Here is a 26,175-nt window from a genome sequence, read left to right on the forward strand (position 1 = left end):
TAATAATTATAAAATCAAACAAAATGAAAAAGTTTTTAAGTGTTATCATGTTAAGTGCAACGTTGATTTCTTTTGCTCAAGATAAAGCAATAAAATATAACCAAGTTCCAAAAATGGGACAGCAATTTATCAACAAATATTTTGGTGTAAAACAAGTTGGTTCTGTGATGTTGGACGACGATTATTTTTCGAAAGAATATAAAGTGTATTTGGCAAATGGAACAAAAGTAGAATTTGATGGAGACGGAGCTTGGAAAGAAGTCGATGGAAAACGAAATGCTATTCCAACAGGATTTATTCCAGCTAAAATTTCGAATTATGTGAAAAGAAGTTTTCCGAATACTACAATAACAAAAATTGAAAGAGACCGAAAAGAAATTGAAGTGAAATTGAACAATGGACTTGAATTAAAATTTGATAAAAACGGAAATTTTAAGAAAATTGATGATTAATAAATAAAATAAAAAACTCCNNGGAGTTTTTTATTTTATTTATCTCGGCTTTCTAACATTGGTACAAATTTGAAATCTCCAAATTCGTAATGCTCAAATTGATCTTCTGATAATCTCATAATGACAATCATTCGTTGCGATTGTTCACCAACTGGAATCACCATTATTCCTCCAATATTCAATTGTTTTTTTAATTCTTCTGGAATTTCTGGCGCACCAGCCGTTACAATAATTTTATCAAAAGGAGCAAAAGAAGGTAAACCTTTGTAACCATCTCCATACGTTTGATAACGTGGCTCGAAATTGATTTTTTTCAACATGATTTTCGAGAAATCAAACAAATCTTTTTGTCTTTCAATCGTAAAAACTTCAACACCCAAAGCAACCAAAACAGCAGTTTGATAACCAGAACCAGTTCCGATTTCTAAGACTTTTTCATTAGGCTGAATGTCTAATAATTGTGTCTGAAAAGCAACTGTAAACGGATGCGAAATCGTTTGTCCAGCAGCAATCGGAAAAGCTTCGTCGCGATATGCGAATTCCGTAAATGCGCTGTCTAAAAATAAATGTCGTGGCACTAAATTAATAGCTTCCAATACGTTTTCATCTTCAATTCCTTTCGAGCGCAACAAATCAACCAACATTTTGCGTCGTCCTCTGTGTTTAAAATCGTCTACAGACATATTCCAAAATTTTTACAAAAATGCATTAAATACAACTTATTCTCATTAATTTTAACGGCAAAATCTACCAAATGTTAAAAGTAGGAGTGATCGGTGCTGGGCACCTTGGAAAAATCCATTTAAAGTTATTAAATCAATCGGAAAGATACGAATTAATTGGCTTCTTTGATTCTTTTGAAGAAAATGGAAAAAAAGTTGAAGCTGAATTTGGGTATAAATATTTTAGTTCGATGGACGAATTGATTGATGCTGTTGATGTTGTCGATATTGTGACACCAACGTTATCACATTATGAAGTGGCATTGAAAGTGATCGAAAAAAATAAACATTTTTTCATCGAAAAACCAGTTACGCATACCTTAGAAGAGGCAGATCATTTGTTGAAATTGACAAATGAAAAAGGTTTGAAAGCGCAAGTTGGACACGTAGAGCGTTTTAATCCTGCATTTACAGCGGCTGCACCTTTTATCGAAGAACCATTGTTTATTGAAACGCATCGTTTGGCAGAATTTAATCCGCGCGGTACAGATGTTCCTGTAGTTTTAGATTTGATGATTCATGATTTAGATGTGATTTTATCGATTGTAAAATCAGAAATTAAATCAATTCATTCGTCTGGAGTTTCGGTAATTAGTGATACACCTGATATTGCAAATGCTCGAATTGAGTTTGAAAATGGTTGTGTGGTGAATGTTTCGACAAGTAGAATGTCAATGAAAAATATGCGAAAAATGCGTGTTTTTCAACGAAATGCGTATATTTCAATTGATTTCTTGACGAAAAAGACTGAAATTATTAAAATGCACAAAGCGCCAGAAAATCCAAGTGAATTTGCGATGATTTTGGAAAACGATAAAGGAGATCGTAGAGAAATTTGTTTTGAACATCCAGAAATTTTACCAAATAATGCAATTTTGGATGAATTAGAAAGCTTTGCAGATTCTATTGTGAATAATTCACCAATTAAAGTTTCGTTACAAGATGGACGAAATGCATTGAAAGTTGCATTGGAGATTATTGCTTATTTTGAAAAAGAACAGCAAGTCATCAAAAATCAAACAATCGAGAAAGAATAAATCGATGTTAGATTTTAGAAGTTCGAATTTCGCTAAACGCATGAATATGATGTGATTTTGAAACAAGTTCAGAATGACGAAAATTTGTCAAGCTGAATTCATTTCAGCTTCTCATTCTGAAAAATCAAATTTCGCAAAACTCATTTCGAACTTCGAATCTCGAAAAAAAATAAATAATAAAAACAAACATACAAAAAGATGAAAAACATTACAGTTATTGGAGCTGGAACGATGGGGAATGGAATTGCTCACGTTTTCGCACAATCAGGATTTGCAGTGAATTTGGTTGACGTTTCTCAAGATAGTTTGGAGCGTGGATTGAAAACAATCGCTGGAAATTTGGAGCGTATGATCGCCAAAGAAAAAATTACGGAAGCTGACAAAACAGCAACTTTAAATAATATTACAACATTTACAGATACTGCGGAAGCGGTAAAAAATGCGGATTTAGTTGTAGAAGCTGCAACAGAAAATTTAGATTTGAAATTGAAAATCTTCAAACAAATTGATGAAGCTGCGCCAGCAAATGCAATTTTAGCGTCTAATACTTCTTCTATTTCGATTACAAAAATTGCGTCTGTTACAAGTCGTCCAAAACAAGTGATTGGAATGCATTTCATGAATCCAGTTCCGATGATGAAATTGGTTGAAATTATTCGTGGTTACGATACAACAGACGAAGTAACGAAAGCGATTATGGAAATGTCAGAAAAATTAGGAAAAGTTCCAGTTGAAGTGAATGATTATCCAGGTTTTATCGCCAATCGTATTTTAATGCCAATGATTAACGAAGCAATTTATTCTTTATATGAAGGAGTTGCGGGCGTGAAAGAAATTGACGAAGTAATGAAATTAGGTATGGCTCATCCAATGGGACCATTACAATTAGCAGATTTTATCGGTTTAGACGTTTGTTTATCAATCTTAGAAGTGTTGTACGATGGTTTCAAAAATCCTAAATATGCACCTTGTCCATTGTTAGTTAACATGGTAACTGCTGGTAAAAAAGGAGTAAAATCTGGAGAAGGATTCTATGATTATTCAGAATCTAAAAAAGCAGAAAAATTAGCTGCTCAGTTTGCGAAGTAGTTTATCTTACACAAAATAGTCAAAACAAAAAGCGTTACTTTTCGGGTAACGCTTTTTTTTATTTTGATTACTTAATTGCAGCTAAAGCATGTGTGTAATCTGGTTCTTGTCCAATTTCAGGAACTTGTTCTGCATAAGCAACTTCTCCATTTGGATTAATTACTACAACTGCGCGAGATAATAATCCATTTAATGGTCCATCAACCATTTTAACACCATAAGCATTTGCGAATTCTTCATTTTTGAAATCAGATAAAGTGACTACATTATCCAAACCTTCGGCAGCACAAAAACGAGATAAAGCGAAAGGTAAATCTTTCGAAATACATAACACAACTGTATTTGCAGCAGAAGAAACTTCTTTGTTAAAAGTTCGTACAGATTGCGCACAAACACCAGTGTCAACACTTGGAAAAATATTTAAAACAACATTTTTTCCAGCATAATCAGCCAATGTTTTGTCGCTTAAATCTCCTGCTGTTAAAGCAAAAATCGGCGCTTTTTCACCAATTATAGGTAAATCTCCGCCTGTATGAATAGGATTTCCTTTGAATGTAATTTCAGCCATAATTTTTTATTTTATTCTTAGATTTTTAATGATTAAAAGTAACAAAATTCTACGGAGAAAAAAGTATCTTCGCAATAATAAATTGTTACATTACAAATAACACACAAATATTATGCAACTTTCAAAGCGTTTACAGAATTTGAAACCATCTGCAACTATTGCAATGTCTGCGAAAGCAAGAGAATTAAAATCACAAGGAATCGATGTGATTAGTTTAAGTATTGGAGAACCAGATTTCAATACACCAGATTTTATCAAGGAGGCAGCTAAAAAAGCTATCGACGAAAATTATTCAGGATATCCTCCAATTGCAGGGTATGCAGATTTGAAGGAAACAATTTGTAAGAAGTTTAAACGTGATAACAATATTGAATATACAGCAAATCAAGTTGTTGTTTCTACTGGAGCAAAACAATCTATTTATAATGTTTTACAAGCAATTGTAGACGAAGGAACTGAAGTAATTATTCCAACACCTTATTGGGTTTCTTATTCAGATATCGTAGAATTATCAGGAGGAACGCCAGTTTTTGTGGAAGGAACTTTAGAAGCTGATTTCAAAATTACACCAGCACAGTTAGAAGCTGCAATTACAGATAAAACTCGTGCTATTATTTATTCATCTCCTTGTAATCCGTCAGGATCAGTTTACACAAGAGAAGAATTGAAAGGTTTGGCTGAGGTTTTAGCAAAATATCCAGATGTGATTATTATTTCGGACGAAATTTATGAGCACATTGTTTACGGAGAAAAAAATGTTTCGATTGCATCTTTCCCAGAAGTTTATAATCAAACAGTAACTGTAAATGGTTTAGCAAAAGCTTTCGCAATGACAGGTTGGAGAATTGGTTTCATTGGAGCGCCAGCTTGGTTAGCAAAAGCATGCGAAACGTTACAAGGACAAGTGACTTCGGGAGCAACGTCTATCGCTCAACGTGCTGCAATTACGGCTTTAGAAGCAGATCCAAGTTCTGTTCAATACATGGTTGATGCGTTTGCAGAACGTCGTGAATTGATGTTAGGTTGGGCAAGAGAAATTCCAACGTTCAAAGTAAACGAACCAAAAGGAGCTTTCTATTTATTTCCAGATGTTACGGCAACTTTCGGAAATACATACAATGGCGTTACAATTAACAATGCAGATGATTTAGCTTTATATTTATTAGAGCATGCACAAGTTGCAGTTGTTTCTGGTTCGGCTTTCGGGTCTAAAAATTGTATTCGTATCTCGTATGCGGCGTCTGTAGAAGAGTTGAAAGAAGCAATGACACGTATCAAAAATGCTTTAGCGTAAGTAGAAAAATAGATAAAATATCAAAATCCTCAAGTTTTACTTGAGGATTTTTTTGTGGATGATATTTTCTTAAAAAAAATGTGATTTTAATTTTAATGAAATTCAATTGATTAGCCTATTTAAGCGACTTTTTATTGAAAATATTTCAAAAAAGATTTGTTTTAATCGAAAATAACCTCTTATATTTGCACCACTAAAAACAAGGCGAGGTAGCTCAGATGGTTAGAGCGCAGGATTCATAACCCTGAGGTCGGCAGTTCGATTCTGCTCTTCGCTACAACTTCAAAAGACAAATTCATTATTGAATTTGTCTTTTTTATTATCAATAAATATTATTAGACTTCTGATGATAATCATCGATTAATCCTTTCAAATTCATTAAATTTGCATTCAATTTAGTAACGTTCTAAATAAAATTCAAAAAAATGATTCAAACAGATATAGTTATAATCGGAGCTGGACCAACTGGTCTTTTTGCCGTTTTCGAAGCAGGTTTATTAAAAATGAGATGTCATATTATTGATGCACTTCCTCAACCTGGAGGACAATTGACAGAATTGTATCCAAAAAAACCAATTTTTGATATTCCTGGTTATCCTTCTGTTGGTGCAGGTGAATTGATTGATAATTTGATGGAGCAAATCAAACAATTTGAGCCAGGTTTTACATTGAACGAACAAGCTGCAACAATCGATAAGCAAGAAGACGGAACTTTTATTGTAACAACTAATAAAGGAACGCAAGTGCAAGGAAAAGCAGTTGCGATTGCAGGTGGTCTTGGATCTTTTGAACCTCGTAAACCAATTATCGAAAACATCGAAGCATACGAAGAAAATGGAGTGGAGTATTTTGTAAAAAATCCTGAATTGTTCCGTGATAAAAAAATCGTAATTGCTGGTGGTGGTGATTCTGCTTTGGATTGGTCTATTTTCTTGGCTGATGTTGCTGCCGAAGTTACGTTGGTACACAGAAGAAATGAATTCCGTGGAGCCTTAGATTCTGTTGATAAAGTAATTGAATTGAAAAAAGCAGGAAAAATTAATTTGGTTACTCCAGCTGAAATTACTGGAATCAAAGGTGAAGGAAAAGTGGAAAGTTTGGTAATTGAAAAAGAAGGTGAAACTTTTGAACTTGAAACAGATTATTTTATTCCATTGTTTGGTCTTTCTCCAAAACTAGGTCCTATTGCAAATTGGGGATTGGAGATTGAGAAAAATGCAATCAAGGTAAATAATGCGTTAGATTATCAAACAAATATCGAAGGAATTTACGCGATTGGTGATGTAAATACTTATCCAGGAAAATTGAAGTTGATTTTATGTGGTTTCCATGAAGCAACGCTAATGTGTCAGTCTGTTTACAATAGAATGAATCCTGGGAAAAAATTTGTCTTGAAATACACAACAGTTTCTGGTGTTGATGGTTTCGACGGGACAAGAAAAGAAGCCGAAAAAGCGGTTGTCAAAGCTATTGACTAATTTTAACAAAATAAATAGAAATATTTTTTAAATCTTTTACGTTTTGCGTAAAAGGTTTTTTTTATTCACATTCACAAGGTTCTCTACTTCGTCTTTTGGCTTCATTGTCCCAAAAAGGATAAAATTTTAATCCAAAATAAAAGTTCGCAGAAGTTAATTTTTTCTGTTTAAAAACGATTGGAATTGCATTATCACTGCCCAAAATTAGAGGGCCAATTCTTACATACCCACCAAATGTTATATTTTCAAAATCATAGATAGAAAGGGAAGGTCCAATTCCAAATCCATTTTTTTGGATAGTATAAGAAGTTTGTAGCACATTGATACGTTTCAAACTATTTTCAAAAACTGGAATTCGTTGCATCAAATTGAAATTTAAGTAATGATTTTCAATAATTTTTTTACTCAGATTAAGATGTAAACTCGTTGGTAAACCGATCGAAAAATTATTTCCCGTTTTAGATTTTGTTTCATCACCATAAACTTCTTTGCTCAAAAGTCCTAAATATTGATCAACACTTTCAAATTCAACTCCATCTAATTTTGGATTATTACGAATTTGAACTCTTTGCGAGGGATTGTAGAAATGATGGTTATCGCCTCTGAATTTTACTAATCCAACATCTAATAAATTTGCCGAAAATTTGAAATCATATAATTCATCATTCGCTCTTCTGTTCACAAAAGAAATTCCTAAATCTATTCCAACTCCATTTCCTCTATTTCGTAAAACATATTTATCTCGATCAAAATCATAATTGGTAGAATATCCTGCTTTTATATCATAATTTGACGCATAAATATTTGCATCAGGATTGTCGATTGTACTTGTTATAGTTGGTTCAGCTTCTAATTTTATCGCGTTTTTACTTTTGATATACGCGCCATCTAAACCCAAAAGATATTTAATATTTGCCCCAATAATAACTTCAGAAGTATTAGTTGTATACAAATTTGTCGAAACATTTAAGCCTAATTCAGCCCAATTCATTGCATTTGTCTTTGTAGGTTCAAACTCATAATTTTTTGGTTCTATTTCATTCTGATTACTAAAACGAAAATAATTATCTAAATCTTTAATAGAACCTTGTGTACGAAGTCGGGTGAAAATTCCAAGACGATAAGTTTGATTATTAATTTTCTTTTTAAAAGAAACGGAAGGTCCCAGAAAATCATTTTCCAAATGATAAGAAATCGTATTTCTAGTTGCGAAATCTAAAATATTAGAATGCGTTTCTCCTCTTATTCCAGCTTTTATATTTGCTGATTTTGTTTCACCTTTTATTAAACCTAATACGTTTTGATCGGATACGTAAGCGTAATCATTTCTGAATAAAATATCCTCAGAAATAATATTAATATCCCATTTATTCGGGTTAAAATATGAAGTTGTCGGAGAAAAAACACTACCGTTAATCCCGCTATATTGATCATTACTAAAAGATAAAATATTTTGTCCAAACGTAAATCCTGAACAAAAAATAACGGTTAATAGAAGTTTTTTCAAATGATAAAATTTTTATTATAAATAAGAAAAATCAATTGAAATAAATTACGGTTTTACGTACAGCTCAAAAAAAAGAGTTTCAATTTGAAACCCTTCTTTATAAAATTAAATTTTAATCACCATCAATTAATCTTCCTAAACCTCCTAAAATAGAACCTTCACCTTGTGAAGAACCGCCTGCAGAAGGTGCATGTGCAATAATACGATCAGCCAATCGGCTAAAAGGTAAAGATTGTATATATACAACACCAGGACCTCTTAATGTAGCAAAGAAAACACCTTCTCCTCCGAAAAATGTATTTTTAATTCCGCCTATAAATTCGATATCGTAATGAACAGATTGTTCGAAACCAACAATGCAACCTGTATCAACTTTCAGAACTTCGCCAGCTTGTAAAACACGACGATGTAATGTTCCACCAGCATGAATGAAAGCCATTCCGTCGCCTTCTAATTTTTGCATAATGAAACCTTCTCCTCCAAAAAGTCCAGTTCCTAATTTTCGATTAAATTCAATTCCAACCGAAACTCCTTTTGCAGCACAAAGAAAAGCATCTTTCTGGCAAATAAATTTTCCGTTCACTTCTGGTAAATCTATCGGAACAATTTTTCCTGGATATGGTGCAGCAAAAGACGCTTTCTTTTTTCCTTGTCCGTAATTTGTGTACGAAGTCATAAACAAACCTTCACCTGTTAACATTCGTTTTCCGGCATTTAATAATTTTCCGAAAATTCCACCACTTTGTTGAGAACCATCGCCAAAAATTGTTTCCATTTTTACACCATCATCCATCATCATAAAACTACCTGCTTCTGCTACAACAGTTTCTTGTGGATCTAATTCAATTTCGACAAATTGCATTTCTTCACCGTAAATTTTATAATCTATTTCGTGTGAATTCATTTTTTTAATTTTACTAATTATTCGACAAAATTCGTAATTCGTAACAGTTCTTATTTAAAATTAGTATTAAATATGAACCAATGAGGTATATTCTTTTTTTGAAAGTAAACAATCCGTATTTTTGTTTAACTTGAAAAAGTATTATGGCAGATATTAAAATTACAATTATAGATAGAGAAGGTGTTTCGCACGAAGTTGACGCGCCTACTGATATGAATATGAATATCATGGAGCTTGTGCGCGCCTACGAATTAGCACCAGAAGGAACCATTGGTATTTGTGGTGGAATGGCGATGTGTGCTTCTTGTCAATGTTATGTCTTAACACCAGAAATTCAATTACCAGAAATGACGCCTGATGAAGATGCAATGTTAGCAGAGGCATTTAATGTGAAAGATAATTCACGTTTAGGTTGTCAGTTACATCTTTCGAATGAAATGGATGGATTAGTTGTTGAATTAGCACCAGAATATTAAATTTTAGTTTTACGTGGTACGTTATAAGTTCTACGTTACAATTTTGTTATTATCGTTTAGCGTAAAACGTTTGGCGTAATACTTAAAACTTATTAAATGAATCAATTAGATAAAAGACTTTTTTTGTTAGATGCTTATGCCTTAATTTTTAGAGGGTATTATGCATTTATCAAAAATCCACGAATCAACTCAAAAGGTTTCAATACATCGGCAATTATGGGATTTACGAATTCCTTGTTCGATGTCATTCGACGTGAACAACCAACGCATTTGGCGGTTGTTTTTGATGTTGGTCAAGCAACAGTTCGTACGGTAGATTATCCTGAATATAAAGCAAATCGTGATGAAACGCCAGAAGCCATTCGTCAAGGCGTTCCGTATATTCAAGATATTTTACGAGCGTTAAAAATTCCAGTACTTTTCGCCGAAGGTTACGAAGCAGATGATGTGATCGGAACATTAGCACAGAAAGCAGAGAAAGCTGGTTATACAACTTATATGGTGACACCCGATAAGGATTTTGCGCAATTGGTAACGGAAAAAATTAAAATGTATCGTCCTGCTGCAAATGGAAAAGGTGTTGAGATTTGGGGAATTGAAGAAGTAAAAGAAAAATTTGAAATCGACGATCCAATTCAAGTTATCGATTACCTTGGAATGATGGGTGATGCTGTGGATAATATTCCAGGTTTACCAGGTGTTGGAGCAAAAACGGCAAGTAAATATTTGAAAGAATTTGGATCATTGGAAAACCTTTTAGCGAATACAGATAAGCTGAAAGGGAAAGCTAAAGAAAAGATTGAAGAGAATAAAGAGCTTGGAATTCTTTCGAAGAAATTAGCAACGATTATTACAGATGTTCCTGTAGAATTTGATGAAGAAGATTTAACGGTTTGCCCGCCAGATATAGAAAAAGTTACTGAACTTTTCACGGAGTTAGAATTCCGTCGTATGTTAGAAACGGTTTACAGAATTTATGGTTTGGATGTTTCGGGAATTATCAAAGAAGCGCAAGAAGAAATTTCTGCGGCAAGTCAGATTTCTTCGAATCAAGTGCAAATGGCTCAACAATCATTGTTCGATTTTACGTCTGATGAAGAAATCGTTCCACAAAATTCAGCTTTTACAGATATTTCAACAACCAATCATTTGTATCAATTAATCGATACGAAAAAAGGAAGAGAATTATTGTTGAGAAATATTCTGAAACAAAAAGAAGTGACTTTCGATACAGAAACAACTTCTTTGGATGCGTTAGAAGCAGAATTGGTCGGGATTTCGTTTTCTTGGGAAAAAGGAAAAGGTTATTATGTGCCTTTTTCAACAGATTTTGAAGAAACAAAAGCAATTATCAACGAATTTAAACCATTTTTTGAAGATGAATCAATTTCGAAAATTGGTCAAAATCTAAAATATGATATTAAAGTTTTAAACAAATATGACATTGTTGTTTTAGGTCAAAATTTTGATACGATGATTGCGCATTATTTGATTAATCCAGATATGCATCACAATATGGAAGTGTTGTCAGAAACATATTTGAGTTATCAACCAGTTTCACTCGAAAGTTTGATTGGAAAAAAAGGAAAGAATCAAAAGAATTTCCGTGATGTTCCGTTGATGGAGCAAACCGAATATGGAGTAGAAGATTCTGATATTACAAATCAGTTGAAAAATCTTTTCGAACCAGAATTAATCAAATCAAATACACACAAATTATTCACTGATCTTGAAATGCCATTGATGCAAGTTTTGGCTGATATGGAATTGGAAGGTGTTAATTTGGATGTTCCGTTCTTGAAAGAACTTTCGGTAAAACACGAAGCGAAATTAAGAGAATTAGAAGCAAAAATTCAGGAAGATGCTGGAGAAGAATTCAATCTTAATTCGCCAAAACAATTGGGAGAAATCTTGTTTGATAAATTACAATTAGATCCAAAAGCGAAGAAAACTAAAACTGGTCAGTATGCAACAGGAGAAGAAATTTTATCAAAACTGAAAGATAAGCATCCAATTATCAATGATATTTTAGAGTACCGTCAATTACAAAAATTAAAATCGACTTATATTGATGCGTTGCCAGAATTGGTGAATCCAAAAACTGGTCGCGTGCATACAACATACGCGCAAACGGTTGCTGCAACGGGACGTTTGTCTTCTGTAAATCCGAATTTACAAAACATTCCGATTCGTTCAGAAGAAGGTCAGCAAATTCGTAAAGCCTTTGTTGCGCGAGATGAAAATCATGTGATTATTTCTGCCGATTATTCGCAAATTGAATTGCGTTTGATTGCACAAATGTCACAAGATCCTGCAATGGTAGAAGCTTTCAAACATGGAGAAGATATTCACGCTTCTACTGCCGCAAAAGTTTTCAATGTAGATTTAGATGAGGTGACGCGTGAACAACGTAGTCAAGCGAAAACGGTAAACTTCGGAATTATTTATGGTGTTTCGGCTTTTGGTTTAGCAGATCAAGCAAATATTTCTCGTAAAGAAGCCAAAGCATTGATTGATGCGTATTATGAAACTTATCCAACGTTGAAAGCGTATATCGAAAAACAAGTTGAGGTAGCTCGTGACCAAGGTTTTGTAGAAACGTTAATGGGTCGTCGCCGTTATTTGAAAGATATCAATTCGAGAAATGCTGTGGTGCGTTCGCATGCTGAGCGAAATGCTGTAAATGCGCCAATACAGGGTACTGCGGCGGATATCGTGAAAATGGCAATGATTCAAATTCAGAAAGAATTGAAGAAAAATTATAAAACCAAAATGATTTTACAAGTGCATGATGAGTTAATTTTTGATGCACCCAAAGATGAGTTTGAAAAAGTTTCTGAATTAATCAAATCGACTATGGAAGCTGCAATGCAAATGGATGTTCCGTTGATTGCAGAAGTCGGAGTAGGAGCGAATTGGTTAGAAGCTCATTAGAAAAATATTATTTACAATAATTACAAAGCGTTACTTTTTAGTAGCGTTTTTTTTTGTTAAAATATCTACAAAATATTCTGATTAACAAATTCTTAACGAGATTAAAATATATCTTTAATTCATTATTGATTTTAAATTATATGAAAAAACTATTTTACTTATTTACATTGTTTACGATTTGTTTAAATGCTCAAATTATAAATCTAAAAATATTAGACCTTTCGGATAATTTACCACTTTATGATGCAGATGTATATTTCAAAAATTCGACTAAGAATTTTGTATCAGACATGAAAGGAAAAGTTGTGGTTGATTTAAACAATGTTTCGCAAACAGATGAGTTAATCGTTTCGAAAAAAGATTATCAAGATGCAATAATCAACGTATCGGAATTAAAATCTGAAATGATAATCAAACTCGAAAGAGTATCCGAAATCGAGTTAAAAGAAGCTTTTGTAACAAACTTGAAAGCCGAAGATGTTCTACAGAAAGTTTATGATAATTATGATAAAAACTTTAATATTGAACAATATTATTTCTTAGTTAATTTTCAACAAGATTTGTTATTTAATAATAATGAACGGGATTTTATTGATGCAGATTTACAGTTTAAATTTAAACGAGGAGATTTGAAAATTAAATCAAAAGGAATTATAAACAACGAAATAAAAAGTGGACGAGAACCAAATTCAAATATTCGTTTGATTTATTATTTGGAGAGTATTTATTTGAAAGAAAAATATATTAAGCAATTTGTATACTTATTAAAGGAAAAGAAATATGAAGAATCTAATTTATCATTAACAAAATATGGAGATAGTTTTGTTTATGAAGTTACAATAAAAACAAAATCAAGAGATGTATTTCTGACAATTGATAAAGATACATTTGCTGTTGTTGAGTTTTATTGGGAAACGACTATTCCGGAAACTAAATATTCAGAAAATGAATTTTTAAGAGAAGCAAAAGTTGTTTATAAATATCGTCCTCATAACGGGAATTGGGTGTTGAAAGAAACGTCTGCAATTTGGAACACTACTTATGAAAAAGATGATGAAAAAACAGATTTAGATATGAATTTTAGTATAATCGTAAATGATTATAACACGCAATCTTTTTCAGAGTTCAACAAATCGGTGAACGAAAAGATGGATATTAGAAAAAGTTTTAAATAAAATAAAAACCCAATAAATAAAAATATAATTGTCGCAATTACCTCGTTTTTAGGAATTAATCTGTCAGCACAAACGCAAAAAGAAAGCATACGAGCAACTTACAAAGCCGAATTTATTTTTGATTATGAACAATCGAAGGATATGTTTTCAAAGAATTTGCAACCAGCTTTCAAAATGGCTATAGATAGAGGAGTTTTTGTCGATTTTATATTAGAAAGTAATAAAAATTTATCTGTTTTTCGAGCAGATACAAAAGTGAATAACGCACAACATGAAGCGGATATGGTTGTACAAGAGATTTTGAAATCGGAACAAAATCCTTTGTATAAAGATTTTTCTAAAAATGAATATTATAAACAGTTTGATATTAATGTAAAAACGTATTTGGTTAAAGAAAATATACCTAATTTTAATTGGAAATTAACGAAAGAAAAAGCTGTGATTAATGGTTATAATGTCGTAAAAGCGATTGATCAAGATCGAGATGGAAATGAATTTACGGCTTGGTATTCGCCTGAAATAAGATATAAAGATGGACCTTATTATTTTTCGAATTTACCGGGGTTGATTTTACAAGCAGAAATTATTTCGCCTTATTTTACAGTGATTTTTAAGATTAATCAACTTGAAATTTTGAAAGAAAATCTTAAAATTAATTTACCTACAAGAGGAAAAGTAATGACGTTAAGAGAAATGCAAAACGATATGAATGCATCGTAAACATCGAATGAAGGAGTTGAAAAATAGTCAAAATAAAAGCNNGCTTTTATTTTGACTATTTTTAAATGAATTATACCGCTGGTTTGCGAACAACTGGTAAAATTTCACCTTTTTCTAAACAATATTTTAGTACATCTTCCGAAGGAATTTGTTTGGTGTAATCTGCTTTTTCTACAATAAATCCTACATCTTCCAAACGTTTGTAATAATCTAAACCATAAACACGAACGTGATCATATTGTCCAAATTTTTCTTTACGTTCTTCTTTTGTTGTAACCGTTGGATCTTCGTACGTTACATCACGTTGATACGAAATTGGAACTTGCAGAATTCCCCAACCTCCTGGTTTCATGACACGAAATAATTCGCTCATCGCTTTGTGATCGTCAGGAATATGTTCCAAAACGTGATTACAAAAAATGATATCAAATGTATCATCACCAAAAGGTAAATCGCAGATATCTGCTTTTACATCTGCCAAAGGCGATTCTATATCACTTGTGATGTATTCTAAATTCTTCATCGCACGAAAACGCTTGATAAAAGATTGCTCTGGAGCAATGTGCAAAACTTTAGCTTTTTCAGTAAAGAAAGACGTTTCATTTTTTAGGTACAACCACATCAAGCGATGTCTTTCTAATGAAAAAGTTCCGGGTGAAAGTACATTATCACGCTGTTTTTCGTAACCATAAGGCAACAAACTATAATAACCTTGTCCATCAATTGGGTCTACGAAGCGATTTCCTTTCATAAACCAAACTAAAACAGGACGAATAATATAACTACCTTGTATTAATAAAGGACGAGGTAGAATATTCATGATTTTTTTTAAAAGCTTTTTCACAAAAGTTTTCTTAAGGTTTGAATAAAAATGGTTTTTCTTCGTCAGATACGATTCCTAAAGCATCGTAAATAAACTGATAAGTTGACAATAATTTTGGTTCGCCATCCACTACACAAACATCGTGTTCGAAGTGAGCCGAATATTTATCATCGCGCGTTGTAACCGTCCAACCATCTGGATGAAAGAAGACTTTTTCAGTTCCCATATTTACCATTGGTTCGATGGCTAACACCATTCCTTCTTCAATTTTTTTACCAGATCCACGACGTCCATAATTCGGAACTTGTGGTTCTTCGTGCATTTTACGACCTAATCCGTGTCCAACTAATTCACGAACGATTCCGTAACCTTCTTTTTCACAATATTGTTGAATTGCAAAACCGATATCACCTACGCGATTACCTTTTTTCATTTGTTCTATTCCTTTGAACATAGATTCTTTTGTAATGCGTAATAATTTTTCAGTTTCAGCATCTACTTCACCAACTGCAAATGTATAAGCGTGATCTCCGTAAAAATCATTCATATAAACACCACAATCTACCGAAACAATATCTCCTTCGTTAAGTGGTTCATCGTTTGGAATTCCATGAACAACTTGTTGATTTGGAGAAATACAAAGGTTTTTAGGGAAATCGTACATTCCTAAAAATGCAGGATATCCACCATTGTCGCGAATAAATTCGCCTCCTAATTTATCTAAATGATTGGTTGTAACACCAGGCACTACTTCTTTGGCTAACATACCCAAGGTTTTTGAAACCAATTGAGCGCTTAGGTACATTAGTTCTAATTCTTCTTTACTTTTTAAATGTATCATAATCCGAAAAATCCTCTTTTCTTTTTCTTCTCAGGAGCTTTTTGCCCGTTTGCGTGAACACTTAATTCAATCTTTTTTGTAATGATTTGATAAACGTCACTCCAACCTGGGAAACCTCCTAAATTTCTATCGTCGATAAAGATATCGGCATTTATTTTTCGACTTTGCGTATTTTTATCAAAATCCTCTCCGTCAAAACTATTGTTGATGGCATAAAACTCTATACCATTTTGTTTGCAAAACTCAACAGCTTCGTCTAAATATTTACCACTACGATAAGTCCATAAAGTAAGGCGATATCCGTCGTTTTGTAATTGTTTCAATGTTTCGAAAGCGAAGATTTTAGCTTTTCCAATTTCTGGATATTTATCATCTACCACAGTTCCATCAAAGTCAACAGCAATAATTTTATTAATCATGTTTGTAAGTATTTAAAGTTATTTAGGTTATTTTTTTTGAACAATAATGTTTCCAGTCATTTCAGTTGGAATTTCAATTCCCATCAAAGTTAAGATAGTTGGTGCAATATCTCCAAGTTTACCATGCTCAACATTCCATTCGATATTTTTCTGAGCCAAAATAAATGGAACAGGATTCGTTGTATGTTGCGTATTCGGTGATCCATCTTCGTTCATCATAAAATCTGAATTTCCGTGATCAGCCAAAATCACCACATTGTAACCATGTTCTAAAGCTGCATTTACAATTTTCTCCGCACAAGAATCTACTACTTCAGCAGCTTTTATTGCCGCAGACATAACACCTGTATGTCCAACCATATCTGTATTAGCGAAGTTAAGACAAATGAAATCCGCTGATTCTTTTTCGATTTCTGGTACAATTGCATTTGTAATATCATATGCAGCCATTTCTGGTTTCAAATCGTAAGTAGCAACATCTCTTGGCGAAGCACATAAAACACGAGATTCACCAACGAAAGGTTCTTCGCGACCACCATTGAAGAAAAATGTTACGTGTGGATATTTTTCAGTTTCAGCAATACGAATTTGCTTACGACCAGCATTAGAAATAACTTCTCCTAACGTATTTACAATATTTTTCTCATCAAAAATTACCGCAACTCCAGTATATGTAGCATCATATTCTGTAAGAGTGATATATTTTAGATTTAATTTATGCATTCCAAATTCTGGAAAATCATGTTGCGTTAAAACTTCTGTGATTTCACGTCCACGATCAGTTCTAAAATTGAAACAAATCACTACATCATCATTCTCGATTTTAGCTTTTGGTTGACCATTTCCATCCGTTACAATAATCGGTTTGATGAATTCATCTGTTACGCCTTCATTATAAGATGCACGAATTGCTTCTAATGGATTTGTTGTTGTTTTACCAACTGTATTTACCATTGCATCGAATGCTAATTTCACACGTTCCCAACGTTTATCACGATCCATTGCATAATAACGACCAGTAATCGAAGCGATTTCTCCTGTTGATTTTGTCATGTGATTCATCAATTCTGTGATAAATCCTTCGCCAGATTTTGGATCGGTGTCACGACCATCTGTGAAAGCATGTACAAAAACATTTTGTTGTAAACCTGATTGATTTGCTGCATCTAACAAACCTTTCAAATGATTGATATGTGAGTGTACACCACCATCAGAAACTAAACCAATGAAATGTACTTTTTTGTTATACTCTAAAGCATATTGAAAAGCATCTTTTAAGATAGGTTCGTTTTGTAACGTTCCGTTTTCAACCGCCATATTGATTCGAACTAAGTTTTGGAAAACTACGCGTCCAGCACCCAAATTCATATGTCCAACTTCCGAATTCCCCATTTGTCCTTCTGGTAAACCAACGGCTAAACCAAACGTATCCAACGTAGAATGTGGAAATTTCTCGAAACAGCTATCTACAAAAGGTGTATTTGCTTGCGCGATTGCAGAAACAGCAGGGTTTGGTCCAATTCCCCATCCGTCCAAAATCATTAATATTGCTTTATTGTTCATTTTTCTTGTAATAATTAAGCCCAAAGATAAGCATTCCTTGGGCTGAAAGTTTATTTTTTGTATGGTTTAATTTGCGACTTCACTGATGAATTTGATACGCATTAAACGTAATTCTTCTTCATCATAATCGTCACCAAATTCATCTAATAATGATGACATTGAGTCAGAATCTGCGTCCATCAAGAATTCATAAATTTCCTCTTGTTGATCTTCGTCCAAAACTTCGTCAATATAATAATTGATATTTAATTTTGTTCCTTGATAAACGATACTTTCCATTTCTGAAAGTAAATCGCTCATCGTCATATTTTTTGCTTCCGCAACATCTTCAAGATTTAACTTTCTGTCTGTCGATTGAATGATATAAACTTTGTGACTCGATTTGTCAGCAACTTGTTTAATCACCATATCTTCAGGTCGAATAACGTCGTTGTCTTTAACATATTGCGCAATAAAATCTACAAATTCTTTTCCGAATTTCTGAGCTTTCCCTTCTCCAACACCAAACACATTTGTTAACTCCTTAACTGTTGTTGGATATTGCATTGTCATATCATCTAAACTCGAATCTTGGAAAACTGCAAAAGGTGGAATTTGATGTTTTTTAGAGATTTTTTTACGTAAATCTTTCAATTGTTTCAATAAAACATCATCAAAAGCAATAGGTGCAGAAGATGTTTCTTCTTTTTCAAAGCTACCTTCTGATAATAATTTTTTGAAATCAATATCTTCGGCAATTTCAAAAGAAGTTGGCTTACTAATGAAATCTTTTCCAGATTTGGTAATTTTTAAAATACCATATGATTCGATTTCTTTCTCTAATAAATTACGTACAATTAATTGGCGTAAAATAGATTTCCAATAATAATCTTCTTTTGCTTTTCCAATTCCGAAGAAATCTTCAGAGCTCAAATTATATGATTTTGTAATAGAAGTTTCTTTACCAACTATAACATTTACAACATCATTTAATTTTAATTTTTGATTTGTTTTCTGAACAACATCTAATGCAATTACTGCATCATCTTTTGCTTCAATCATTTTTTTAGGATTGCGCATATTGTCGTCCATATTTGCCCCTTCGCCGTTTTTGTCGTCGAATTCTTCTCCAAAATAATGTAACAAAAATTTACGACGCGACATCGAAGTTTCGGCATATGCTACAACCTCAGAAAGTAATTGCATTCCAACTTCGCGTTCTGCAACAGGTTTACTTGCTAAGAATTTTTCTAACTTTTCGATATCTTTATAATCATAGAAAGCAATACAAACACCTTCACCACCATCGCGACCTGCACGACCAGTTTCTTGGTAATAACTTTCTAACGATTTTGGCATATCGTAATGCATCACAAAACGTACATCTGGCTTGTCAATTCCCATTCCGAAAGCAATTGTAGCGACAACGACACTTGCATCTTCCATCAAAAACATATCTTGATGTTTGCTACGTGTTTTGGCGTCTAAACCTGCATGGTAAGGAATGGCATTGATTCCGTTTACTTGTAAAAGTTGCGTAATTTCTTCAACTTTTTTACGACTCAAGCAATAAATGACACCAGATTTACCATCGTTTTGTTTGATAAATTTGATGATTTGTTTGTCTTGATCAACCTTTGGGCGGATTTCGTAAAATAAATTCATACGATTAAAAGAATCTTTAAAAACTTTAGCGCTTTGCATTCCCAAAGTTTTCTGAATATCTTCTTGTACTTTTGGTGTTGCTGTTGCAGTTAAAGCAATAATTGGCGCATCACCAATTTTGTTGATAATCGCTTTTAGATTACGATATTCTGGTCGAAAATCGTGTCCCCATTCAGAAATACAGTGCGCTTCATCAATAGCAAAAAAAGAAATTTTTACCGATTTAAAGAAATCGATGTATTCTTCTTTTGTCAAAGATTCGGGTGCAACGTACAACATTTTAGTTACTCCATCTTTAATATCTGTCATAACTGTTTTCGTTTCTGACTTGTTTAAAGATGAGTTTAATACGTGGGCAATTCCATCATTTTCAGAAATTCCACGTATAGCGTCTACTTGATTCTTCATCAGCGCGATTAAAGGGGACACAATAATCGCGACTCCATCTGACATTAATGCCGGTAATTGATAACATAAAGACTTACCTCCTCCAGTTGGCATCAAAACAAATACATCTTCTTTATTTAGTAAGCTTGTAATGATTTCGTGCTGCTGTCCTTTAAATTGGTCGAAACCAAAATATTTTTTTAGGTAAGATGTTAAGTTTTTCGAAGTGGCTTCCATCTACACAAAAGACTAAAATTAATATTATAAATTAAATAGTTCCTATATTTGATAACTCTTAAATATACACATAAATTTTATATGATTTATATATAATTGAGTGTAAATAAAAAAGGAGAGTAAAAGTACGAAAAATTTTAAAAATAGACAATAGAAATTTTATTGTGGAAAATTCAGAATTAATACAAATAGCGCAAGGGGTATTTCGAGAAGAAATTCAAGCGCTGGAAGCAATAGCTTCTCGTATTAGCGAGTCTTTTGTTGATGCGGTAAATGCGATATATAACACGAAAGGAAAGTTGGTAGTTGTTGGAGTAGGAAAGAGTGCACACATTGCAAATAAAATTGTAGCAACCTTAAATTCTACCGGAACTCCAAGTCAATTTTTACATGCGACGGAAGCTATTCATGGCGATTTGGGTCTTGTACGACCAGAAGATGTGGTGATTTGTATTTCGAAAAGTGGAAATACGCCAGAGATTACATATTTGGCTCCGATTCTTAAACAATATGCATCAGTTTTGATTGGTTTAACATCAAATTTGAAATCAGAATTAGCAAAAAATTCAGACATTGTTTTGGATGTTAATATTGATAAAGAAGCTTGTCCCGTAAATTTGGCACCAACAACTTCTACAACGGCTCAATTGGTAATGGGTGATGCATTGGCGGTAGCTTTGATGAAATTGAGAGCGTTTACACAAAACGATTTTGCAAAATATCATCCAGGTGGAGCTTTAGGAAAACGATTATTGTGGACAGTAGAAAATATTGTTGATCCAGAAAGAAAACCTTCTGTGCATCCAGATTCTTCGATTACAGAAGTCATTAATTCATTAACATCAGGTCGTCATGGAATTACAGTTGTGATTGATAATGATAAAATTGTTGGTGTGATAACAGATGGAGATTTGCGCCGAATGTTATTAAATAATGAAACTTTTGCACATTTAACTGCGAAAGATATTGCTTCAATGAATCCGAAAACAATCAAAAAAGCTGAAAAAGCAAGAGAAGCTTTAGCGATTCTTCGTCACAACAGTATTGGACAATTGGTGGTGGTTGATGAAGAAAATCATTATTATGGAATTTTGGATATTCACTCAATTTTAAACGAAGGAATCGAATAAGCGTATGGCAGATAATACAAAATCGAGTATGTCATTTTTGGCTCATATTGGTGAGTTGAGAGGACATTTGGTTCGTTCTATTTTATCAATTGTGATTACATCTATTGCAGTCGCTATTTATTGGGACGAATTGGTGGAACATGTGATTATGGCTCCATTAAAATCAACTTTTCCAACGTTTGATATTTTTAATCAATTTGGTGAATTAACAGGTTTCGGAAAAATTTATACCGAATCATTTGATATTTCGAAAGAATTGACCAATCTTAATCCATCAGGACAGATCACTTCACAATTTTTTGCAGTAATTGTGTGTGGTGTAATTATCGCAATTCCTTATATTATTTTTGAAATTTGGCGATTTGTAAAACCAGCATTAAAAGAAGCTGAACGAAAATATGCAGGATTTACCATTTTCGCTGTTTCGTTTTTCTTTGTAACAGGAGTCTTATTTAGTTACTATATGTTGCTACCATTGTGTACACAATTTTTATTCACTTACGATCCTTTTGGTGTAGGAAATACATGGACGTTGCCAAGTTATATCGATTTATTTGTTCAATTATTATTATCGATGGGAGTTATGTTTTTGATGCCTGTTTTCGTTTACTTCTTAACGAGTATTGGAATCTTAACACCAAAATTTTTGAAAGAATACCGTAAACACGCATTTATTGTTGTATTAGTGATTGCAGCTGCAATTACACCAAACGATGTGTACAGTATGATTTTAGTTACAATTCCTCTTTGGTTATTGTACGAACTAAGTGTATTGGTTTCAAATTCAGTTTATAAAAAACAATTGAAAGCGAAAAGTAACGACTTAGTAAAGAATTAACAATGTTATGCTTGCATAATAAAATAAATTAGTTATTTTTACATAAAAGAAAAAGTAAACACAAAATTATGAAGATATTAGTTTGTATTAGTAGTGTACCAGATACTACAGCAAAAATCAACTTCACAGCTGACGGAAAATCATTTGATAAAAATGGTGTTCAGTTCGTTATTAACCCGCACGACGAATTTAGTTTAAATAAAGCAGTAGAGTTACAAGAAAAACAAGGAGCTACTGTTACAATTTTAACTGTTGGAGATGCAACTGTAGATCCAGTTATGCGTAAAGCTTTAGCGATTGGTGCGAATGATGGAATTCGTATTGATGCTGATGCTCGCGATGATTTCTTTGTTGCTACACAAATCGCAAAAGCTGCTAAAGATGGTGGTTTTGATTTAGTATTGACAGGAAAAGAATCAATTGATTATAATGGAGGTTCTGTACCAGGATTAGTTGCTGCAATGTTAGATTATGGTTTTGTAAACGGATGTATCGGTCTTGATGTAGAAGGTTCTTCTGCAAAAGCTGTTCGTGAAATTGACGGAGGAAAAGAAACTGTAGAAGTTACTTTACCAGCTGTTATCGCAGGACAAAAAGGATTGGTTGACGAGGCTGCATTAAGAATTCCTAATATGCGTGGAATTATGCAAGCGCGTACAAAACAAATCGCAGTTGTTGCACCAGAAGCGACAGAAACTAAAGTTGAAGTTGTTGGTTATGTAAAACCTGCTGAAAGAGGTAATGTAACATTAATCGACAAAGACAATGTAGCAGAATTGGTAAGATTATTACACGAAGAAGCTAAAGTAATCTAATTATTCACCTAAAAAGAAATTAAAAAATGGCAATTTTTGTATACGCAGAGTCACACGACGGAAAATATAAAAAAGCAGGATTAGAAGCAGTTTCTTACGCAAAAGCTACAGCTGATGTTGCTGGAGATACTGTTACAGCAATCGTTTTTGGAAATGCTACTGCTGACGAATTATATAAATATGGAGCATCTAAAGTAGTTAAAGTTGATAATGCAGCTTTAGCAAAATTTGATGCAAATTCTTACGCAAAAGCTTTGGCTGAAGTTGCTCAAGGAGATGTTGTGGTTTTACCATCAACAAACGAAGGAGCGACTATAGCACCAGTTTTAGCATACAAAACAGGAGCATCTTTAGTAACAAATGTAGAAAAATCTCCAACAGCAGTTTCTCCATTCACAGTTGCACGTAAAGCATTCTCTGGAAAAGGAGTAGAAACTGTTGCAGTTTCAGGAAAAGTTGTAGTTACAGTTCTACAAAACGCATTCGGAGCAAAAGAAAATGCAGTTTCAGGTTCAGAAGAATCAGCTTCAGTATCAGTTTCTGATGCAGATGCAAAAGTAAAAGTTGTTTCAACAGAAATGGCTTCTTCTGATAAAATCGATTTGAAAGAAGCGGATATTGTTGTTTCTGCAGGTCGTGGAATGAAAGGTCCTGAAAACTGGGGAATGATCGAAGATTTAGCAAAAGTTTTAGGAGCTGCTACAGCATCATCTAAACCAGTTGCTGATATTGGTTGGAGACCGCATGCTGAGCACGTAGGACAAACAGGAAAAGCAATTGCGCCAAATTTATATATCGCAGTTGGTATTTCAGGAGCTATTCAGCACTTAGCTGGAGTTAATGGATCTAAAACAATTGTTGTCATCAACAATGATCCAGAAGCGCCTTTCTTTAAAGCGGCTGATTACGGAATCGTAGGAGATGCTTTTGAGATTGTTCCTAAATTAACTGAAGAGTTAAAAAAATATAAAGGTCAAGCTTAATCATTTTAAGATTATAAATTCAATCCGAATCATTTAGGTGGTTCGGATTTTTTTTATTCATTAAAAAAAGATTAAATATTCATCAGTTTTTCATAGATTTACGCCCAAATGGACAATTTAATTAGATTAAATATTAAAGGAATATCTTACAGTCAAACTCAGACTGGCGCATATGCGTTGATTCTAGAGGAAAATGTAGGAGGAAGAAAGTTGCCAATTATTATTGGGAGCTTTGAGGCACAATCAATCGCATTAGCTTTAGAGAAAGATATTAATCCACCTCGTCCATTAACACACGATTTGTTTATTTCATTAGGAAAAGAATTTCAATTGAATGTTGATTCTATTTATATTTATAAATTAGAAGATGGTGTTTTTTATTCGAATATTGTTTTTGTGAATGATGATGGACAACGTGCCGAGATTGATTCGAGAACTTCTGATGCAATTGCATTGGCTGTTCGTTTCAATGCACCTATCTATGCCTATGATAATGTTGTAGAAAAAGCTGGAATTCATTTGGACGTTATTGAAGAAGAAGAAAATATACGTCGCGCAGCAAATAACTTCGAAGATGATTTGGATATCTTGGCTGGTTTGGAAAATGATTTGTCTGATATCAACGAATATGAAGGTTGGACAAAATCTGAACTTGAAACTGAGATGGAAAAAGCTGTGAAGAATGAAGATTATGAATTGGCAGCTCGCCTTCGTGATCAAATCGATAACATGGGAAACTAATAACTATTTCAAATAATTATGTCTGTAAAGCTTAGACTTACAATCATGAGTTTCCTTGAGTTTGCGGTATGGGGAGCATACCTAACCTCTATGGGAAATTACTTAGGATCAGTTGGCTTAGGTCCAAAAATTGGTCTTTTTTACGCGATGCAAGGTATTGTGTCGATTTTTATGCCCGCAATAATGGGTATTGTAGCGGATAGATGGATTCCTGTACAACGTTTGTTGGGATTGAATCATTTATTAGCTGCGATTTTTATGTTTGCAGCAGGTTATTACGGAATGACAGCTGGAAACGATGTAGATTTTACAACAATCTTCGCACTTTATTCGGTTAGTGTGGCGTTCTTTATGCCAACAATCGCCCTTTCTAACTCAACAGCCTACACAATTTTAAAACAAAATAATTTAGACACAATCAAATCCTTTCCTCCAATCAGAACGTTTGGAACAGTTGGTTTTATTGTAGCGATGTTATTTGTTAATTTCTCTGGATTTAAAGATGGTGTTTTTGGATTTAACTTTTCAAGTGATCCAACATTCGTAAGTTTTCAATCCAATTATTATCAGTTCTTTGTATCTGGATTTTTAGGAGTTATATTGTTTTTATACAGTTTCTTATTACCTAATTGCCCAGTTAACAAAAGTTCTGAAAAACAATCTATTTCTGATGCATTTGGTTTAAAAGCTTTTGCATTATTTAAAGATAGAAAAATGGCAATTTTCTTTATCTTTTCAATGCTTTTAGGCGTTTCTTTGCAAATTACAAATGGATATGCAAATCCATTTATCACAACGTTTAAGGATATTCCAGATTATGCCAATACGTGGGGAGCAAGTAATGCAAATGCTTTAATTTCGTTGTCTCAAGTTTCTGAAACATTGTGTATTTTATTAATTCCTTTCGTGCTAAAACGATTCGGAATCAAAATCGTGATGTTGATGGCAATGGTAGGTTGGGTCTTACGTTTCGGATTATTTGGATTAGGAGATCCAGGATCTGGCGTTTGGATGTTTATCTTATCAATGATTGTTTACGGAATCGCTTTCGATTTTTTCAATGTATCAGGTTCGTTGTATGTAGACAAAGAAACAAACGAAGAAATTCGTTCTTCTGCACAAGGAGTTTTTATGATGATGACCAATGGTTTTGGAGCAACAATCGGAATGTTAATTGCACAATACATCGTGAATCATTTAGTGTATAGTCAAACTGATTTGACATTGCAGCTAGAAGGATGGAGACATTCTTGGTTTATTTTCGCAGGCTACGCATTAGTTGTTACGGTATTGTTCGCAATTGTGTTCAAATACAAACACAATCCAGACGAAGTACAAGATGTAAAACATTAAGGTGTAAAAAATATAAAAGCAAGAATCAAAATTCTTGCTTTTTTT

At 33.2% G+C, this 26,175-nt stretch carries 24 protein-coding genes and 1 tRNA gene; 16 read left to right on the forward strand and 9 right to left on the reverse strand.

Going from position 1 to position 26,175, the window contains the following annotated elements; genetic code table 11:
• The first annotated feature begins 23 nt into the window (after positions 1 to 23).
• On the forward strand, positions 24 to 452 hold the full coding sequence (locus tag B3578_RS05425) for a PepSY-like domain-containing protein (protein WP_114997745.1): 429 nt from the start codon (positions 24 to 26) through the stop codon (positions 450 to 452).
• A 35-nt stretch (positions 453 to 487) separates the two neighbouring features.
• Here the strand turns inward: B3578_RS05425 and B3578_RS05430 are convergent, their stop codons facing one another.
• Complete coding sequence (locus tag B3578_RS05430) at positions 488 to 1,135, reverse strand: protein-L-isoaspartate(D-aspartate) O-methyltransferase (protein WP_038332579.1); 648 nt, start codon at positions 1,133 to 1,135, stop codon at positions 488 to 490.
• 71 nt (positions 1,136 to 1,206) lie between these two features.
• On the opposite strand from B3578_RS05430, the gene B3578_RS05435 reads away from it, so the two are divergent.
• Both B3578_RS05435 and B3578_RS05440 read left to right on the forward strand, forming a co-directional pair.
• Complete coding sequence (locus tag B3578_RS05435) at positions 1,207 to 2,211, forward strand: Gfo/Idh/MocA family protein (RefSeq protein ID WP_114997742.1); 1,005 nt, start codon at positions 1,207 to 1,209, stop codon at positions 2,209 to 2,211.
• 198 nt (positions 2,212 to 2,409) lie between these two features.
• Positions 2,410 to 3,300, forward strand: coding sequence for a 3-hydroxyacyl-CoA dehydrogenase family protein (locus B3578_RS05440; RefSeq protein ID WP_114997739.1), 891 nt, complete (start codon positions 2,410 to 2,412; stop codon positions 3,298 to 3,300).
• 67 nt (positions 3,301 to 3,367) lie between these two features.
• Here the strand turns inward: B3578_RS05440 and tpx are convergent, their stop codons facing one another.
• On the reverse strand, positions 3,368 to 3,868 hold the full coding sequence (tpx, locus tag B3578_RS05445) for a thiol peroxidase (protein WP_114997736.1): 501 nt from the start codon (positions 3,866 to 3,868) through the stop codon (positions 3,368 to 3,370).
• 112 nt (positions 3,869 to 3,980) lie between these two features.
• Here tpx and B3578_RS05450 point away from each other — a divergent pair, with 112 nt between their 5' ends.
• The 3 genes from B3578_RS05450 to B3578_RS05460 all read left to right on the forward strand — a co-directional run bounded on the left by B3578_RS05450 (position 3,981) and on the right by B3578_RS05460 (position 6,640).
• Positions 3,981 to 5,162: a pyridoxal phosphate-dependent aminotransferase gene (locus B3578_RS05450; protein WP_219034881.1), complete on the forward strand. Its 1,182-nt coding sequence runs from the start codon at positions 3,981 to 3,983 to the stop codon at positions 5,160 to 5,162.
• A gap of 203 nt (positions 5,163 to 5,365) precedes the next feature.
• Positions 5,366 to 5,439, forward strand: a tRNA-Met gene (locus B3578_RS05455).
• Positions 5,440 to 5,587: 148 nt separating this feature from the next.
• On the forward strand, positions 5,588 to 6,640 hold the full coding sequence (locus B3578_RS05460; protein WP_115001902.1) for an NAD(P)/FAD-dependent oxidoreductase: 1,053 nt from the start codon (positions 5,588 to 5,590) through the stop codon (positions 6,638 to 6,640).
• 61 nt (positions 6,641 to 6,701) lie between these two features.
• On the opposite strand, the gene B3578_RS05465 is transcribed toward B3578_RS05460, so the two are convergent.
• The gene (locus B3578_RS05465) at positions 6,702 to 8,147 is read right to left on the reverse strand and encodes a DUF5723 family protein (protein WP_280049431.1); all 1,446 of its coding nucleotides are present in this window, start codon (positions 8,145 to 8,147) and stop codon (positions 6,702 to 6,704) included.
• A gap of 112 nt (positions 8,148 to 8,259) precedes the next feature.
• Entirely contained in the window at positions 8,260 to 9,051 is a 792-nt protein-coding gene (locus B3578_RS05470; RefSeq protein ID WP_286495514.1) for a TIGR00266 family protein, read from the reverse strand.
• A 143-nt stretch (positions 9,052 to 9,194) separates the two neighbouring features.
• Here B3578_RS05470 and B3578_RS05475 point away from each other — a divergent pair, with 143 nt between their 5' ends.
• The 4 genes from B3578_RS05475 (at position 9,195) to B3578_RS05490 (ending at position 14,356) form a co-directional block, all read left to right on the forward strand.
• Positions 9,195 to 9,527 (forward strand): 2Fe-2S iron-sulfur cluster-binding protein, encoded by a 333-nt coding sequence (locus tag B3578_RS05475; RefSeq protein WP_286495515.1) that lies wholly within the window; start codon positions 9,195 to 9,197, stop codon positions 9,525 to 9,527.
• A gap of 96 nt (positions 9,528 to 9,623) precedes the next feature.
• A complete protein-coding gene (gene polA, locus B3578_RS05480) occupies positions 9,624 to 12,461 on the forward strand; it encodes a DNA polymerase I (RefSeq protein ID WP_291047200.1) in 2,838 nt (945 codons plus the stop codon).
• 140 nt (positions 12,462 to 12,601) lie between these two features.
• Positions 12,602 to 13,636 carry a hypothetical protein gene (locus tag B3578_RS05485; protein WP_291047202.1) on the forward strand — a complete coding sequence of 345 codons (1,035 nt, stop codon included), beginning with the start codon at positions 12,602 to 12,604 and terminating at the stop codon, positions 13,634 to 13,636.
• A gap of 27 nt (positions 13,637 to 13,663) precedes the next feature.
• Positions 13,664 to 14,356, forward strand: a complete 693-nt coding sequence (locus B3578_RS05490; RefSeq protein WP_286495559.1) for a GLPGLI family protein — start codon at positions 13,664 to 13,666, stop codon at positions 14,354 to 14,356.
• Between the two features lie 70 nt (positions 14,357 to 14,426).
• Here the strand turns inward: B3578_RS05490 and B3578_RS05495 are convergent, their stop codons facing one another.
• The 5 genes from B3578_RS05495 to recQ all read right to left on the reverse strand — a co-directional run bounded on the left by B3578_RS05495 (position 14,427) and on the right by recQ (position 20,270).
• The gene (locus tag B3578_RS05495; protein ID WP_257468107.1) at positions 14,427 to 15,176 is read right to left on the reverse strand and encodes a class I SAM-dependent methyltransferase; all 750 of its coding nucleotides are present in this window, start codon (positions 15,174 to 15,176) and stop codon (positions 14,427 to 14,429) included.
• A gap of 34 nt (positions 15,177 to 15,210) precedes the next feature.
• A complete protein-coding gene (gene map / locus B3578_RS05500; RefSeq protein ID WP_115001887.1) occupies positions 15,211 to 16,020 on the reverse strand; it encodes a type I methionyl aminopeptidase in 810 nt (269 codons plus the stop codon).
• On the reverse strand, positions 16,017 to 16,439 hold the full coding sequence (locus B3578_RS05505; RefSeq protein ID WP_280045217.1) for a BT0820 family HAD-type phosphatase: 423 nt from the start codon (positions 16,437 to 16,439) through the stop codon (positions 16,017 to 16,019). Before B3578_RS05505 ends, map begins: the two co-directional genes overlap by 4 nt.
• A gap of 27 nt (positions 16,440 to 16,466) precedes the next feature.
• Positions 16,467 to 18,002: a 2,3-bisphosphoglycerate-independent phosphoglycerate mutase gene (gene gpmI, locus B3578_RS05510; protein ID WP_291047204.1), complete on the reverse strand. Its 1,536-nt coding sequence runs from the start codon at positions 18,000 to 18,002 to the stop codon at positions 16,467 to 16,469.
• A gap of 66 nt (positions 18,003 to 18,068) precedes the next feature.
• Positions 18,069 to 20,270: a DNA helicase RecQ gene (gene recQ / locus B3578_RS05515; protein WP_291047205.1), complete on the reverse strand. Its 2,202-nt coding sequence runs from the start codon at positions 20,268 to 20,270 to the stop codon at positions 18,069 to 18,071.
• A gap of 164 nt (positions 20,271 to 20,434) precedes the next feature.
• Here recQ and B3578_RS05520 point away from each other — a divergent pair, with 164 nt between their 5' ends.
• The 6 genes from B3578_RS05520 (at position 20,435) to B3578_RS05545 (ending at position 26,130) form a co-directional block, all read left to right on the forward strand.
• The gene (locus tag B3578_RS05520) at positions 20,435 to 21,400 is read left to right on the forward strand and encodes a KpsF/GutQ family sugar-phosphate isomerase (RefSeq protein ID WP_125349795.1); all 966 of its coding nucleotides are present in this window, start codon (positions 20,435 to 20,437) and stop codon (positions 21,398 to 21,400) included.
• A 4-nt stretch (positions 21,401 to 21,404) separates the two neighbouring features.
• The gene (gene tatC, locus B3578_RS05525) at positions 21,405 to 22,238 is read left to right on the forward strand and encodes a twin-arginine translocase subunit TatC (protein ID WP_115001876.1); all 834 of its coding nucleotides are present in this window, start codon (positions 21,405 to 21,407) and stop codon (positions 22,236 to 22,238) included.
• 68 nt (positions 22,239 to 22,306) lie between these two features.
• On the forward strand, positions 22,307 to 23,053 hold the full coding sequence (locus B3578_RS05530) for an electron transfer flavoprotein subunit beta/FixA family protein (RefSeq protein WP_115001874.1): 747 nt from the start codon (positions 22,307 to 22,309) through the stop codon (positions 23,051 to 23,053).
• A gap of 26 nt (positions 23,054 to 23,079) precedes the next feature.
• Positions 23,080 to 24,036 carry an electron transfer flavoprotein subunit alpha/FixB family protein gene (locus B3578_RS05535; protein WP_115001872.1) on the forward strand — a complete coding sequence of 319 codons (957 nt, stop codon included), beginning with the start codon at positions 23,080 to 23,082 and terminating at the stop codon, positions 24,034 to 24,036.
• Between the two features lie 108 nt (positions 24,037 to 24,144).
• On the forward strand, positions 24,145 to 24,777 hold the full coding sequence (locus tag B3578_RS05540; RefSeq protein WP_038332620.1) for a bifunctional nuclease family protein: 633 nt from the start codon (positions 24,145 to 24,147) through the stop codon (positions 24,775 to 24,777).
• A gap of 18 nt (positions 24,778 to 24,795) precedes the next feature.
• Positions 24,796 to 26,130 (forward strand): MFS transporter, encoded by a 1,335-nt coding sequence (locus B3578_RS05545; protein ID WP_180905208.1) that lies wholly within the window; start codon positions 24,796 to 24,798, stop codon positions 26,128 to 26,130.
• Positions 26,131 to 26,175: the final 45 nt, after the last annotated feature.

Source organism: Empedobacter sp. UBA1574, assembly GCF_002322895.1.
Lineage (GTDB): Bacteria > Bacteroidota > Bacteroidia > Flavobacteriales > Weeksellaceae > Empedobacter > Empedobacter falsenii_B.

Excerpts from the sequence above, each read along its gene's own strand:
- B3578_RS05425 (WP_114997745.1), top strand. The coding sequence starts at position 24 with ATGAAAAAGTTTTTAAGTGTTATCATGTTAAGTGCAACGTTGATTTCT.
- B3578_RS05430 (WP_038332579.1), bottom strand. The coding sequence starts at position 1,135 with ATGTCTGTAGACGATTTTAAACACAGAGGACGACGCAAAATGTTGGTT.
- B3578_RS05435 (WP_114997742.1), top strand. The coding sequence starts at position 1,207 with ATGTTAAAAGTAGGAGTGATCGGTGCTGGGCACCTTGGAAAAATCCAT.
- B3578_RS05440 (WP_114997739.1), top strand. The coding sequence starts at position 2,410 with ATGAAAAACATTACAGTTATTGGAGCTGGAACGATGGGGAATGGAATT.
- tpx (WP_114997736.1), bottom strand. The coding sequence starts at position 3,868 with ATGGCTGAAATTACATTCAAAGGAAATCCTATTCATACAGGCGGAGAT.
- B3578_RS05450 (WP_219034881.1), top strand. The coding sequence starts at position 3,981 with ATGCAACTTTCAAAGCGTTTACAGAATTTGAAACCATCTGCAACTATT.
- B3578_RS05460 (WP_115001902.1), top strand. The coding sequence starts at position 5,588 with ATGATTCAAACAGATATAGTTATAATCGGAGCTGGACCAACTGGTCTT.
- B3578_RS05470 (WP_286495514.1), bottom strand. The coding sequence starts at position 9,051 with ATGAATTCACACGAAATAGATTATAAAATTTACGGTGAAGAAATGCAA.
- B3578_RS05475 (WP_286495515.1), top strand. The coding sequence starts at position 9,195 with ATGGCAGATATTAAAATTACAATTATAGATAGAGAAGGTGTTTCGCAC.
- polA (WP_291047200.1), top strand. The coding sequence starts at position 9,624 with ATGAATCAATTAGATAAAAGACTTTTTTTGTTAGATGCTTATGCCTTA.
- B3578_RS05485 (WP_291047202.1), top strand. The coding sequence starts at position 12,602 with ATGAAAAAACTATTTTACTTATTTACATTGTTTACGATTTGTTTAAAT.
- B3578_RS05495 (WP_257468107.1), bottom strand. The coding sequence starts at position 15,176 with ATGAATATTCTACCTCGTCCTTTATTAATACAAGGTAGTTATATTATT.
- map (WP_115001887.1), bottom strand. The coding sequence starts at position 16,020 with ATGATACATTTAAAAAGTAAAGAAGAATTAGAACTAATGTACCTAAGC.
- B3578_RS05505 (WP_280045217.1), bottom strand. The coding sequence starts at position 16,439 with ATGATTAATAAAATTATTGCTGTTGACTTTGATGGAACTGTGGTAGAT.
- gpmI (WP_291047204.1), bottom strand. The coding sequence starts at position 18,002 with ATGAACAATAAAGCAATATTAATGATTTTGGACGGATGGGGAATTGGA.
- recQ (WP_291047205.1), bottom strand. The coding sequence starts at position 20,270 with ATGGAAGCCACTTCGAAAAACTTAACATCTTACCTAAAAAAATATTTT.
- tatC (WP_115001876.1), top strand. The coding sequence starts at position 21,405 with ATGGCAGATAATACAAAATCGAGTATGTCATTTTTGGCTCATATTGGT.
- B3578_RS05530 (WP_115001874.1), top strand. The coding sequence starts at position 22,307 with ATGAAGATATTAGTTTGTATTAGTAGTGTACCAGATACTACAGCAAAA.
- B3578_RS05535 (WP_115001872.1), top strand. The coding sequence starts at position 23,080 with ATGGCAATTTTTGTATACGCAGAGTCACACGACGGAAAATATAAAAAA.
- B3578_RS05540 (WP_038332620.1), top strand. The coding sequence starts at position 24,145 with ATGGACAATTTAATTAGATTAAATATTAAAGGAATATCTTACAGTCAA.
- B3578_RS05545 (WP_180905208.1), top strand. The coding sequence starts at position 24,796 with ATGTCTGTAAAGCTTAGACTTACAATCATGAGTTTCCTTGAGTTTGCG.